General features: G+C 43.6%; 14 protein-coding genes and 1 pseudogene. All 15 read right to left on the reverse strand.

Translation table 11 applies throughout. The features are described from left to right. Window positions 1-293 (reverse strand): annotated as a pseudogene (locus CWE07_RS02550) (transposase); the annotation flags it as partial. Window positions 294-322: 29 nt separating this feature from the next. Beyond that, window positions 323-901 carry a hypothetical protein gene (locus CWE07_RS02555; RefSeq protein ID WP_111570281.1) on the reverse strand — a complete coding sequence of 193 codons (579 nt, stop codon included), beginning with the start codon at window positions 899-901 and terminating at the stop codon, window positions 323-325. A 119-nt stretch (window positions 902-1,020) separates the two neighbouring features. Continuing rightward, a complete protein-coding gene (locus tag CWE07_RS02560) occupies window positions 1,021-1,752 on the reverse strand; it encodes a hypothetical protein (protein WP_111570280.1) in 732 nt (243 codons plus the stop codon). A 589-nt stretch (window positions 1,753-2,341) separates the two neighbouring features. After that, window positions 2,342-3,880, reverse strand: a complete 1,539-nt coding sequence (locus CWE07_RS02565) for a hypothetical protein (RefSeq protein ID WP_111570279.1) — start codon at window positions 3,878-3,880, stop codon at window positions 2,342-2,344. Window positions 3,881-3,923: 43 nt separating this feature from the next. Then, window positions 3,924-4,898, reverse strand: a complete 975-nt coding sequence (locus tag CWE07_RS02570) for a DNA-processing protein DprA (RefSeq protein ID WP_111570278.1) — start codon at window positions 4,896-4,898, stop codon at window positions 3,924-3,926. A 16-nt stretch (window positions 4,899-4,914) separates the two neighbouring features. Next, the gene (locus tag CWE07_RS02575; RefSeq protein WP_111570277.1) at window positions 4,915-5,538 is read right to left on the reverse strand and encodes an amidophosphoribosyltransferase; all 624 of its coding nucleotides are present in this window, start codon (window positions 5,536-5,538) and stop codon (window positions 4,915-4,917) included. Then, complete coding sequence (locus tag CWE07_RS02580) at window positions 5,535-6,218, reverse strand: HAD family hydrolase (RefSeq protein WP_111570276.1); 684 nt, start codon at window positions 6,216-6,218, stop codon at window positions 5,535-5,537. Before CWE07_RS02580 ends, CWE07_RS02575 begins: the two co-directional genes overlap by 4 nt. A 336-nt stretch (window positions 6,219-6,554) precedes the next feature. Next, window positions 6,555-7,115 (reverse strand): DUF7010 family protein, encoded by a 561-nt coding sequence (locus CWE07_RS02585; protein ID WP_111570275.1) that lies wholly within the window; start codon window positions 7,113-7,115, stop codon window positions 6,555-6,557. Window positions 7,116-7,158: 43 nt separating this feature from the next. After that, window positions 7,159-7,416 carry a superinfection immunity protein gene (locus CWE07_RS02590; RefSeq protein ID WP_111570274.1) on the reverse strand — a complete coding sequence of 86 codons (258 nt, stop codon included), beginning with the start codon at window positions 7,414-7,416 and terminating at the stop codon, window positions 7,159-7,161. Window positions 7,417-7,531: 115 nt separating this feature from the next. Further along, window positions 7,532-7,858, reverse strand: a complete 327-nt coding sequence (locus CWE07_RS02595) for a hypothetical protein (protein WP_111570273.1) — start codon at window positions 7,856-7,858, stop codon at window positions 7,532-7,534. 96 nt (window positions 7,859-7,954) lie between these two features. Then, entirely contained in the window at window positions 7,955-8,173 is a 219-nt protein-coding gene (locus CWE07_RS02600; RefSeq protein WP_111570272.1) for a DUF1496 domain-containing protein, read from the reverse strand. A 634-nt stretch (window positions 8,174-8,807) separates the two neighbouring features. Continuing rightward, the gene (locus CWE07_RS02610; RefSeq protein ID WP_111570270.1) at window positions 8,808-9,119 is read right to left on the reverse strand and encodes a hypothetical protein; all 312 of its coding nucleotides are present in this window, start codon (window positions 9,117-9,119) and stop codon (window positions 8,808-8,810) included. A gap of 53 nt (window positions 9,120-9,172) precedes the next feature. Further along, window positions 9,173-10,027, reverse strand: a complete 855-nt coding sequence (locus tag CWE07_RS02615) for an alpha/beta hydrolase (protein ID WP_111570269.1) — start codon at window positions 10,025-10,027, stop codon at window positions 9,173-9,175. A gap of 54 nt (window positions 10,028-10,081) precedes the next feature. Further along, window positions 10,082-10,585 (reverse strand): GNAT family N-acetyltransferase, encoded by a 504-nt coding sequence (locus CWE07_RS02620; RefSeq protein WP_111570268.1) that lies wholly within the window; start codon window positions 10,583-10,585, stop codon window positions 10,082-10,084. Beyond that, window positions 10,585-11,217 (reverse strand): DUF2268 domain-containing putative Zn-dependent protease, encoded by a 633-nt coding sequence (locus CWE07_RS02625; RefSeq protein ID WP_111570267.1) that lies wholly within the window; start codon window positions 11,215-11,217, stop codon window positions 10,585-10,587. Before CWE07_RS02625 ends, CWE07_RS02620 begins: the two co-directional genes overlap by 1 nt. Between the last annotated feature and the right edge of the window lie 738 nt (window positions 11,218-11,955).

Raw genomic sequence — 11,955 nt, forward strand, 5'->3', positions numbered from 1 at the left:
AAATCTGGCTATTTTTGGTTCTTCGCGAAGTAGGTAGCCGCCTTTTTTAATATGGCCAGGTCCTCTGCCTGTTCAGCTAATTGACGTTTTAATCGAGCAATTTCAGCGGCTTGCTCTGCTTCTCTGGCGCTCGTGCTAGATTTTTTTTGCGCCGCAGTCCGCCAACTGTACAGCTGGGATTCGTAGACTTTCAGTTCTCTAGCCGCCGCTGCAACGCCTATTCTTTCAGCTAATTTCAGGGCTTCTGCTTTAAATTCTTGTGTGTGGACTTTGCGTATTTTATTTGCTTTCATGATTCACCTCGTTAAGTGATTTTACTCACTTAGCTCGGTGTCCAAAAGTACTGGTACAGATCACTTTCCATAAAGCTATGGATTAAGTCCGCGCATTCCATACATGCCTCTAAGGTAAGCTCGATTCGACCACTCGCAAGAGAAATACCCTTGATATGACTTGTAAAAGATCTAAGTGCTGCAGCCTTACCAAACCCTTCAATTTCTGAGTCGCTATGCACGATACAGTTTCTCAGTTCGATTAGCCCCCTCATTTTTTGCTTCGTCGCTTCATCAGCAACGGGGCTTAACCCGCATACTTTTTCCGAGTACTTTATGAAGCGCTCTAACGCAGAGCCTTTCAAGTCGTTCCATTTTATCTTTTGACCATCATACTTCTTGAGGTGTGTACAGTATCCCGACATTTGTGCATTTAGAGAAATTAGCAAACTGACGATAAAGGTCTTACGAGTAGTATCTGGATAAATATCTGAAATCAACGATTCACTTTCGCGATGCTCAGAAAAGCTGATTTCTTCAGTCTTTTTCAGTACAAGCTTTAAATCCTGAATGTGACAATCAAGATCAACTAGACTTCCAAAAAATTGTAATCCAGGCTCAATATTCAAGCTTACTCTCTCAGATTGATGAGGAACACTAACACCTCAATAACCGACACAGCTTTGCTGCGTCCGGCGCCGCAAGCGCTAAGTTGATTGGCCTGTTATATTTTTGTTGGAGCGCACGGTCAGGATTGCTCATTGAGAAAATCAACATATTCATCAGGAAGACCATCCCCAATTGTCAGTACCTTTGTAGCGACCCACTTGTTATAATCACCGCTAGTAGTCATTTTATAGCTAATTTTAACGTGATTATCCATCCTTACAATGGCAACATCTTTCCAGCTAATTTTGTAATATGACTTTTGACCATCAGCAGTTAATGCGTACACAGGCAGGTCAACGCCCTCATAAAACTGCTTGAAAATTTTTGAAATATTATTAATGTTTAATTTTTCATTACCAGAATCGTACTGATAACAAATACTTACCCCGTCAACTTTAAATGCTCTCATATCACCATATTCGGACTTTATTTTTATAGAGCCATCGTCTTCTATGTGTCGATTGATACTTTTCAAGAAATCATAAATAGGCAGCCTCGTTGAAAATGCAATTCCTTTTGAATGATCTATCTCCTTTTTAAAATCCTCAAAAACATCAAATGAATTAATGTAATTAAATTGATGACCGTATTGAGATTGACTTATTGTAAGCGAAATGTATTTCCCAATTAAAAAATCTAATCCATTATTTTTTTCATATAAATGATAAAGCTTATCATTTCTAAGGTCATACTTACGCAAAGGGAAAAGCTTTGTTGCCAGCATATAACTATTTAACTGAATCTCAAAGAACTTATAGCCTCTATTTGTTTTCCCCACACTCGCTGAAGTGACTTTATATATGCTTTCCATTAACTTTCATATCGCTCCATTACCAGTTTACATATTGACTCTCATGCTCACGTAAAAATTGATGATGAGATACAGGTTCATCATTCTAAAAATGATATTATCGCAAATTTACCATCTCTCATTTCATCAATTCAAGTACTAAACCCGTTACGCGCTCAAGAAGCTGATATAGTTCCTTTTGATTTTACTTATCAAACCCATCAATAGACCCAAGAGTGGCTTCATGAGTTATCTCGTTTCTTGACTCCCTAGCGCAATTCAATAAACAACCAATCCTATATTTAAATTTCAGCGACTCAGTGGCTACATTTGAATTTGCTATTTTTGTAAAGCCTTGGTTCAGATAATTATATTCACCGTTATTTAAAACACATCTGCTTACGATAGAAAATTTGAATAACGACAATCTTGCCAATGCTTTAGTAGAGGCATCAAAGCGAGTTGCGGCAGTTAGTGCACGGCAAGAAATACTCAACAATCCATCAGATAAAATCAGATCTTTCAAAATTATAAAACTGTTGATTAACTACAACTTCTTCTTAAATGATCATAACGCCGCATTTAGCGGCTTCTCCGCTGCAATGTTTTATTACATCTCATCATTGTCCTTTGTTACAAGCTCCAGCCATCCTTCATCACCGATTGACCTGGTCACTGGATTTACAGGAATTACCTTAATTAAATCGCGGTGCTCTGGCGCAATGCGCAAACGCTTAACCAAGGCTCTTTTCTGAGATTCAGCTGAACCATCTTTATCCAAACAAACCCATGCCATTGGCTTTTCTGCTTCCTCGATAAGCTTCCTAAAAAGACCGTTTATGTGACTGTCATCAATGTTAAATCCATAACCCACAACGACTAGACGATCACACATAATGTACTCATCGTAGAGACCTACATACCTACGAGACATATCTACAGATGTTAAAGGCTTCAACCCGCTTTGAGTAAGAACGAAAGGAACATGTATCTGATTCTCCGCTACCTGCTCAGGCTTACACTCTGAGATTACCGAATTTTTGTATGGATTATAGTAATCAGTCACACCACCGTTTAAATGCTGGACAGGGGGTATTTCAAAATTAAGGTCCTGCGATATTTTTTCAACCAAATTATTATAGTTAGAAGTTCCAATTGCCGATATTTCAAGCCCGAGTTGTTCACAGTTTTCAAGGTCGTGATAGTAACCACTTTCGGGGAGATCACCAATCTCCTCCAATTGCTTAACTATATAATCTCGAGTTGCTCTCAAAAAAATTACCATTTTAGAAAACTTTGCCCATTCTGTTCTGGGCGAAAAAAGGTATCTAAAATGGCTATCTATTAACGATTGATAATCAAGGACGGTGGTAAATATATTCTCTAATACCTGCTGAGAAACGGCACATAAGACTTCGGAAACATTCCCGTTTTCCAGATCGTAATCGCGACGCTTTTCGAGAAGCAACTCCAACGCGGTTAGACCAGCACGACTGAACTCAATCCTAAACATACCTGTAACATCATCGAAAATTGGAATGTCGTCCGGAGCTGCTTCAAAAAGCTCCTGGTTTAGTCGTTGAACTAAGTGTTGACCATGAGCCCCTACAAGTAACTGAAGAAAAGCTCCTGCGTATCGCTGGAGGTCGGCAGAGTTTTGCCCGCTACTAATAACACTTAAAATTGCAGAATATGATTCGCTTCCAAAAAGCCTAACTTCATTGGCAAGAATTGGATTCATTCTGATTGCGGTTGAATACAGATGTTCGCCGAAATCGGTATCCATCTGTTCATTGAACTTCTCTATAAGGTTATTTTTCCCTATACCTAATTGAGCAAGAGCGTATTCGACCTCTTCATCGAAGGTGTTAAGCCTTCGAATAATTTCATTTTTTCTATATTCAATTGACGACTCGATCAACGCCGTGAATTCATTTTTCCCAAATGCATGAATCCGTTGTGTGGCGTAGTTCTCCGGAAGCCAGGTAGTTGCGTAATTTGTCCGAGGATCAATCTGACTAAGCTGCTCTCTCAACTTTTTCTTGTGCTCACTCACGTCCTGTCGAAAGAGATCGATAGCAAACTTCCCTCCACTTGGAAGCCCATAACCTATCTCCGCCCCTGCTCCGAAAAAAAATCCTAATTTCATTCAACCTCCAAGTTCTCGAATCTCATATTGATGTAACGCCGTGCTAAATCATGCTTTGTTGGACCGGAGTTGGCGCCATGACGGCATCACTTGAACAAAGAATTTTTGGAAGTGCTGTTGCACTGCTTTCTTCACTAAAAATCACAATGCTAGGCTCTTCTGAAATAAGTTGCCTATTTAAATCAAACATTGGGTTGTTTAAGTGCTTCTTTTCATCGTAGATAACTGCCCTAGGTATTGAATAATCTTTGGCGTAACCCATTGCTAATCTAGAACCGCTATCATTTCCTATATCGTTCTTGGCGTAGCTAGCAGACAATACAATTGAATTGCTAAAGAGGGCCTGTAATCTATCTCGCTCTTGATACCTGCTACTTAGCTTCACTTTGGATTTGGGCGCGGTAAGATATTCAGAAATTAATAATCCACCACTTGCCACAATCTCCTTAGCCAAATCTTTGTTCTTGGCTGGCATAATATCGTTTAGCGGGCTTGGGAGGATTGCAACTGTCTTTCCCTTGGAATCTAAGGCTTGCAAATGAGCAATGGAGTCACATCCCAACGCTAGACCACTAACTATTACAGCGCCATTGGATACCAAGTTAGCAACAAGTTTCCGTTCTATCGCTTCTATCTCTTGGGTCGGATTCAGTAGTCCTATTACAGCAATATTATTGCTTTCAGTGGATAGCAGCGAAAGATCCCCTTTATAAAATAGAAAAACCGGGCGTTCACTATTTTTCACGGAGCCGCGATGCGCGGGAAAATCATCATCTCCAATAGCGACAACGCCATCAACTGCACCCGCTGACTCGGAAAGTATTCTTTGCAACGTCGATTTTTTCTTATTAAAGTCCTCAATGGTGATTGCGCTCTCTGACTTAGCGGATTCGTTCAATAGCTTAACGATGGCTTCTTCGGGCTTTGGGGTTGAAAGATTTTTAACAATCCAAGCCCGCCCAATACCTTTGTAAATTCTGGCAGCCATGACATTGATGGCATTTTCGCTATATTTCATATCAGCTTCCCATTCCTCAAAATCTCTTCGGCGTGTTTCCAATAGCGTAGAACACCACAGACCTAGCCCTGTTATCAAACAAAGCTTGCACCATATCTTCATCAATGTTCACCGTTTTTGTATATATATCATCGACAAGTAGGATATCGCGCCCTCGGATATGCTCTGAAAAGTTGCAGGTATCTGAAGCGATGCCTCGATAGGGCATTCGACCATCGTTTTCGAATCCCTCGACAGGGTTTCGCAGGTGGGTAGTTCTGGTGTTCGTGTGCCGGATAATAAAATTCGACCCATCTATAAATCCTGATGTTGAATGAGCATATTCTCCTACCGTTTTCTTAAACAATAACTGGTCTAGACGATAAGAGGATTCTGCCTTGGCTCTTGGGACGACGCAAACCGTCAAGACACTTGCCTCGACCTGCCTGAGAATTTCCGGGAAATCTGTACTGAGAACCGCATTCAAACCATTTAGGGCGTTTCTAATATGCTGTTGACTCCATTTGTGATGGGGATCATTCTTGATTTTATACAGGAAATCAGGATTACCTGGTTGACCCGCTCCAGGAAAGTCGGTATGAAAATACCCTGGCACATTTCGGCTCAAGAACTGGTTTGCTTCCATTAAGAATTTATTCATCTTGGAATCCTGCTTACATCTATTATCTGGTCAATTCCAATACCGCAAGCAACAGCTGACTCAATGGCCTTTTTATCATTCTCAAACACCAGTATGGACATGCTACCTTTCGGAAGTTCGGCCATCAACTGCACGTACTTGTCTCTTTGAGATTCAGCGTCTCTATAGATCTTCCGCGTGAACTTTTCGATAAGTCCGTGATGGTTGAGTAACATTTCCGCTCGACATCTGCGGCTATTTGTAGCCAATACAACTTCTTTGTCTTGAACGCGTGCAACCATTTCAATGAGTCGCGGGCTAGTCTCTGTTTCTGAAAGAAATTTATGATATAAGCGTTCTTTAAGTAAGGCGATCTCGTCGAGTTGTTTGTGAGTGATGGCCGGAATGAGCTCTTCAAGCAAATCTCGCGTTATTCTGGTGCCCAGAGTGAAATCTATTTCTATTTGTGTTGATAAAACGCTCATCACAGCATCTTTATACGCTAAGTAATTGGCGTAATCGGAATCCACCAAGGTTCCGTCCAAATCAAACACGATAACATCCGCTCGCTCAGCTTTAGCCAGCCATTCTTCACGTACTTGAATTCTGTCAACCATGCTCCACCTCATTCGCATAACATCTATGGACGCTCCCATTTGTGCAAGTAAAATATCAAAGCCATAAGAATGTGTTGCAGCCATCTATCCGGGCTTTCATTACCTGATTTTCTGCGACCACTGACGGTATTCGCTAACTGGGTCCTAATCATTTGAACGCTCTTAGAGAGCTATGTTAGGTTCAGGTTTGCCCAGCGACGATGTCATCTCTTTGCCTTCTACTTCTTACCTGCGCAACACGGTTGCGAGCCAGTTATCAGGAGTAAGCCTCCTGGTATTTTGTTCCTCTACTTAGCAGAGCCCAAACGGTTCTAGTTCGAGTGTCGAATGACTGCTTTAGCACCATGCATGAATATACTGCGTAGGTAACCATAACCGCGTTTGCTGAGCTCGATAATTTTCAAGCGAGAACTATTAGCCTTAAGCCTGCCGCCGCAAACCGCGCCACCGAAGTTCAAGCACTGCTATGGCAAATACATACAGAAGAACGATGACGATAGACACGGCTAGAAATCTATGGTCAGGGAAGATATACCAAACCATCACCACTGTGATGGTTCTGGCGACCCCATGAATCACGCCGATCCAATGCTGGATAATCCATGTAATTGGCAGCCACATTAAACCCGTCAAAATACCCACTGTAAGCGGCAGCGACGTGTAATCAGCTTGAAAGAACGGAATCGCAATGCCGAAGACAAGCAAAGACATGCCAAAGGAATAGAAGAACAGTGTATCAAACGTGTTTTTTGGCTTTCCTTTTTCTAGAAAGTTTTCACCGGTGAACTTTGAAATAAACATGCCAAGATACACAATTGACCCTGTCGCAGCGAAAAGGAGCATAGATATTGCAAAAGGGCTTAAAAAGAGCGAGCCGATTCCTATAACGGCCCAAGCGATCAGCCCGGCAATTGGCAATGCTATTAAGCGTCGTTGAGCGAATTCTTCTCGCTGTTCCTCAAGTGTTCTTATTTTTTGCATAAGCGCCTCACGTTGGCATGTATCAGCTATAGAACTGGAAGCACTACGCCTGCGGCTCAGACTCAGTCTTTTTAGAGTACTTATCGACTACCTTGCCAGTCGTAGCCCAAATCATCACGCCGCTCCACGCGATAAATGACAAACCTGCCGGAATGCACGCAAGTAAGATTAATTTGAAGTGCTTGCGGTTGAAGAATAAAGCGAGGATTGCCGGTAAGAACCATAGCGCGATAGCGATAACACCGACGATGGCTATCATGGCGTAATTTTCGCTCACGAATATGCTGTTTAGAAATTCCATCTATTTACCCTTTGTTAGTATTGTTATGGCGCATGCTTGCGCCGTTGTGTTACTTAGTTTCTTGCTGTGTTTTTCTTCGGTGCAATGTGCGGCGACTTGCCCACCCATAAACTGTTCAATTATTGGCATTACCTTCAGCGAGAACACGCTTTAACCCTTTATAAAGCAGCTTTCCGCTCAGGTATTTATAGGCGGCTAGGCTATCTACGATAACTAGGGCTTGAACGAACCCAAAAAACATAAAGCTTGGGCTTAAGTATGCCTGCACTACGAACATGAACGCGGCCAAGGACGCGACTAAGAGAGTCAGATACACTGCTGCTTTGACGCCGAGCCGTTGAATCACGAAAGCCTCATACCTCGCTTCTGATAAAATATGTAACTGCTCGCGCTCACTTTTGTGTTTAATTTCGTCGAAGTAATTAACATATTTAGACTCCACCGTTGAGCTCCTTCAAAAAACTTACGTCAACCAGCAAAGTTTGAGCAGCCTTCGCGTTACGAACCATTCAGTGACTGACACTAATGCCTAGCTAGCTTACGCCGATTCTTCTTGTTGACGCGCTCGCCACACTGGTTCTATGTGTTCTTCGCTAACCACGCACTCCATATTGACGCCAGCTTGTTTGAGACGTGAGCCGAGCGAATATTCACTATCCGCGTAATAACAAAGTTTCATATCTTCGGTTGGATCTATGGTTTGCTCGGTTGCGGCATGAACGCCACCCACAAAAGCACTGGCGACAAGTAAAATCATTACTCTTTCATTTTATCGATCCTAATTAAATGTAGATTTGTCATTAAATAGCGCTCTGTTACGCCATAGGCTTGCGATTACATCATGTTCTTCTAGCGATTCACTCTTGCCATATCATCTGATCTACCACGCGGCCAAAGCAAATACGCGGAACCCAAGCAGAACCCTAGAAACAGCGTTTGTAGCTGCAATGGTATGGTCTCTGAAATGACACCCAAAGCATGCACAGCTATCGAGTTAATGATTACGTTGCTGAGCATAATGGCAATGGTTAGTAAAATTCCTAGCTTGCGTACTTTCCACAGTAGTAGCGCGGCTAAAAAGTCGAGCAAGCCCAAGGCCGACCAATAAATATTCAACCAATCGGGTGCGAATCGGTAAGGAAGAAATCCGAAATACACATTGTCGAATACATGGGTCGCGCCTCCAGCCACCATGCCTGCAATCCATACAATTAAGACGGTCTTTTTTACGGCTCGCACGTCAATATGTTCTCACGGGTGAATCAGTCCCCTGCCCCAGATCGAAATACACCGTTCGGGAAATACAGAACTACTAAAAACAACAGAATGACCACGATTGGAAAGCCAATCACGAAGTATACAAATACGGATTGGATTACAGGCGGTAAGAATTACACCCCGTATACCTTTCGCACATGCCATAACGCTATCAGCGGCAGACACGATAAAAGTATAAGCAAACCAACAGCAAACCACTCTGGCAATATGCCAGTTATCAGGACTAGAACGAATACAAATATCAAGACGCCCATCGCCATGATGCTTTTGCCAACTATAGTTGCAGCAGCAACCGGATCATGAAATTTATCGTCGTCCCAGCGCGTTATAAGGGTACGCGCTTGTTTGTAAGCAATGAGGTAACCAAAGCCAAGACAAGGTAAAACTCCAAACATAAGCGTCATGAACAGTCCAAATAAAACCACTTTTACTGCCTCTTAAAACTCGCTCATCCAGTTTCTGCACCTTCCTGACCACATCACAACCTGCCAGATTCGGCTACTTCGCTTATGAATCCAGAAATTGCATCGTCAAATAAGCTTGGTGCGACGTGAAACGTATCACAATGCCCACCGTTCTCGACCAATAGAAACTCAGCATTGTCCCCTTGGTAGCTGTTATAAATTGACTGCCCCATTCGATACGGAATGTTTTCGTCGTCTTTTCCGTGAATAACCAGCATGGGCGATGTTAAGTTTTCAGCGACGGCGTTATTGTCAAAATTAATATTCGGATCAACATCTAAGGACGCGAATCTTCCAAGTCGATTTCTATCTCTAAAGAATTCAATCATCTCTTTATCAGTAGAAACCGCGCCCTCTAAAATAACCCCCTTTACGCGAGGGTCCTCACTCACCGACATAGCCATGACTGAGCCTAGAGATAACCCGTAAACAATGATCTGGGAATCCTGTGCAATTGTACTCATCAAAAGCTCGGCATCCCGACTCATATTGCTGAAGCTCGCCACTCCATCGCTTTTGCCAAAACCTTGATAATCTAACGCTATCACGTTCACGTCGAACTGAGACAAGGAGCCCAGTAAACCAAACCAAGGCTGCAACGTCATATTCAAGGCATTGCCATGAAAAACGACAATTGTCATCGGCGCATCTGGTTTATCTAATTGAAGAGTATGTAAGTTAGTGCCATCTGGGTACTGAATGAAACGCTCTTGATAACCACTCCCGTCTACCAATTGACTTAAATTTGCTTGGTCTATGTCTGTCGAAGGGGACACAATCATTTGTTCCGTTACCGTGACTGCGCAACCTGAAAAAAATATTACAAAAGCAGCGGTAAGTAGCAGCTTGTTGGCTAAAATTTTAAACATATAAATCCCTTTGAAAGTTTGTATTAAGTTATTTTAATAACGCTTAAGGTTTATTCACTTCACCAAATACCGCTGCACAACTTTATCGCCATCGGTTATCTCTGATTCAAGCTCGCCGCCGTTGCGCATGATAGCGTGCGCCGACGCCGGGTTGTCTTTATAGCAGTGGATATGAACTGGGTTCGCACCCAACGCTAGAGCCTTTTCAATCGAAAGCTGCATGAGCAAATTACCCAGCCCCTGCCCTCGAGCACTGGGACGGATGCCAAGGCCAATGTGACCGCCCGCATGGCGAATACGGTCATTCAAATAGTGGCGTATATTCGTGACGCCGATAAGTTCTTCACCGCGCACTAGCCAATAGGTGCTCGAGGGTACGAACCCTTCAGGCAAATTCACACCTCGCTGAAAATCTTTAAGCTTTTGCAGCATCGCTGCGAAGTCACTGTGATCGAAATCAAGCGGGAACGGATAACGCTCTTCTCCACCGAGCTCATGAATATAATTGCGATAACTGACTTCGTATGTCGCGCTGGGTAGCACTAGTTGGTGGCTCATTAAATAGTTGCTCTTAGATCTGAGGCTTTGATGGCAACGTGCGTGGCGGCATTGCCACCGTTCGCGCTGAAATGTGATTGCACCAAGTTATAACCTACCCAGTAGCCTGCGCGGTTTGGGTAGTGCCCCTCATCTTTTCCACCGAAGTAAAGCGGGTAATCAAAGACGGTACTGTCTAAGTCAGGATTAAATTTCTGAAGCAATAAACGCCAGCTTTGGGGGTTAGAGTCGCTACGGAATGCGTCAAAAAACTCAGCGTTATCGTCGCTCATAACTAGCGCTTCAAATGCGCACGCTAGCCCCTCGGTAACTAACGTGTCAAAGAGTGTTTCGTCACTGCACCCGGACTGGGCTCGCACAACATGGTGTATTTCGTGAGCGATAGTTCGGGGTAACTCCTCACGAATAAGCGCCGCAATATTCTGGTGCTCGGTATTTAGAAAAATTTCTATGCGTGAGTGCGTAAACACTGTACCGACAATCCCACTCAGCATATTTGGGTCGCTGGTGTCCGAACTTATCGTAATGTCCACAGCGGGTAACGGTAGAACCTGCTGTATCCGCTGCAATACAGCGTTACATTGTTCGATAACATCATCGGCTAGCCTATCAAACGCGTGCGTAGCATTCATCAAGTGGACGTGCGTGCTACCGACTTTCAAACCTTTGTAAACTCTGCATGTGGAAACAGCTGCTTGGCATGTGCAAGTAGGTCACGTTCAAACCTATGTGGCACCCACATGTCGTAAGCGGCACCGTTATGTTTAAAGACGCTGATTAAGCCGTTACTGAGCTGCACTTTACTGACGCTGTTTACCTCGACTAGCTTTCCTTTGCTGCTAAGTATGCGTTCTATCGGATATTGACGAACGTGAACTCCGCTAGGCGTCGGCACGAGATACGCGCTCGGGGCGTTAAGACGCTTGGAGCGCCTCAATGCGAGTGATAGTAGGAGCACGACTGCTGTGCAGGTGAACGTTACAACATAAAACCAGAACATAGTTACCACTCTGAAAACAGCTTGAAGGCACGCTACCGCCCCTAGATGCAGCAGTTAGCGCCCCCAATAGATAAGGTAAACGCGGGGTATCACAAACAGGTGCGGATGCAGGTCGAGGGCATGGAGTTCGAGCGTAAAGGTTCCATGTTGATATCTGATCTGCGTCAGACTTATTTGCCAAAAATCCCGCTGGCGTTTACAACTTATTTACATGCTATCTAAATGTTACGTAGCTGGCAAGGGGATAAATTTCGGTTCGTGCAAGGGGCGGGGTTGGAGGGGCGCCAGGCGCAACGTGACGTGCGCAGAGCCATGCCTGGCGCACCACAAAAAAAGCGCTGCCGAGCAGCGCTTTTAGTTGGGTATAACG

This window comes from Aliidiomarina maris, from assembly GCF_003987335.1.
GTDB classification, from domain to species: Bacteria; Pseudomonadota; Gammaproteobacteria; order Enterobacterales; family Alteromonadaceae; genus Aliidiomarina; species Aliidiomarina maris.

Coding starts and splice junctions, on each gene's coding strand:
- CWE07_RS02615 (WP_111570269.1), bottom strand. CDS start 10,027: ATGTTTAAAATTTTAGCCAACAAGCTGCTACTTACCGCTGCTTTTGTA.
- CWE07_RS02590 (WP_111570274.1), bottom strand. CDS start 7,416: ATGGAATTTCTAAACAGCATATTCGTGAGCGAAAATTACGCCATGATA.
- CWE07_RS02560 (WP_111570280.1), bottom strand. CDS start 1,752: ATGGAAAGCATATATAAAGTCACTTCAGCGAGTGTGGGGAAAACAAAT.
- CWE07_RS02580 (WP_111570276.1), bottom strand. CDS start 6,218: ATGGCTGCAACACATTCTTATGGCTTTGATATTTTACTTGCACAAATG.
- CWE07_RS02600 (WP_111570272.1), bottom strand. CDS start 8,173: ATGATTTTACTTGTCGCCAGTGCTTTTGTGGGTGGCGTTCATGCCGCA.
- CWE07_RS02625 (WP_111570267.1), bottom strand. CDS start 11,217: ATGAATGCTACGCACGCGTTTGATAGGCTAGCCGATGATGTTATCGAA.
- CWE07_RS02570 (WP_111570278.1), bottom strand. CDS start 4,898: ATGAAATATAGCGAAAATGCCATCAATGTCATGGCTGCCAGAATTTAC.
- CWE07_RS02565 (WP_111570279.1), bottom strand. CDS start 3,880: ATGAAATTAGGATTTTTTTTCGGAGCAGGGGCGGAGATAGGTTATGGG.
- CWE07_RS02620 (WP_111570268.1), bottom strand. CDS start 10,585: ATGAGCCACCAACTAGTGCTACCCAGCGCGACATACGAAGTCAGTTAT.
- CWE07_RS02585 (WP_111570275.1), bottom strand. CDS start 7,115: ATGCAAAAAATAAGAACACTTGAGGAACAGCGAGAAGAATTCGCTCAA.
- CWE07_RS02575 (WP_111570277.1), bottom strand. CDS start 5,538: ATGAATAAATTCTTAATGGAAGCAAACCAGTTCTTGAGCCGAAATGTG.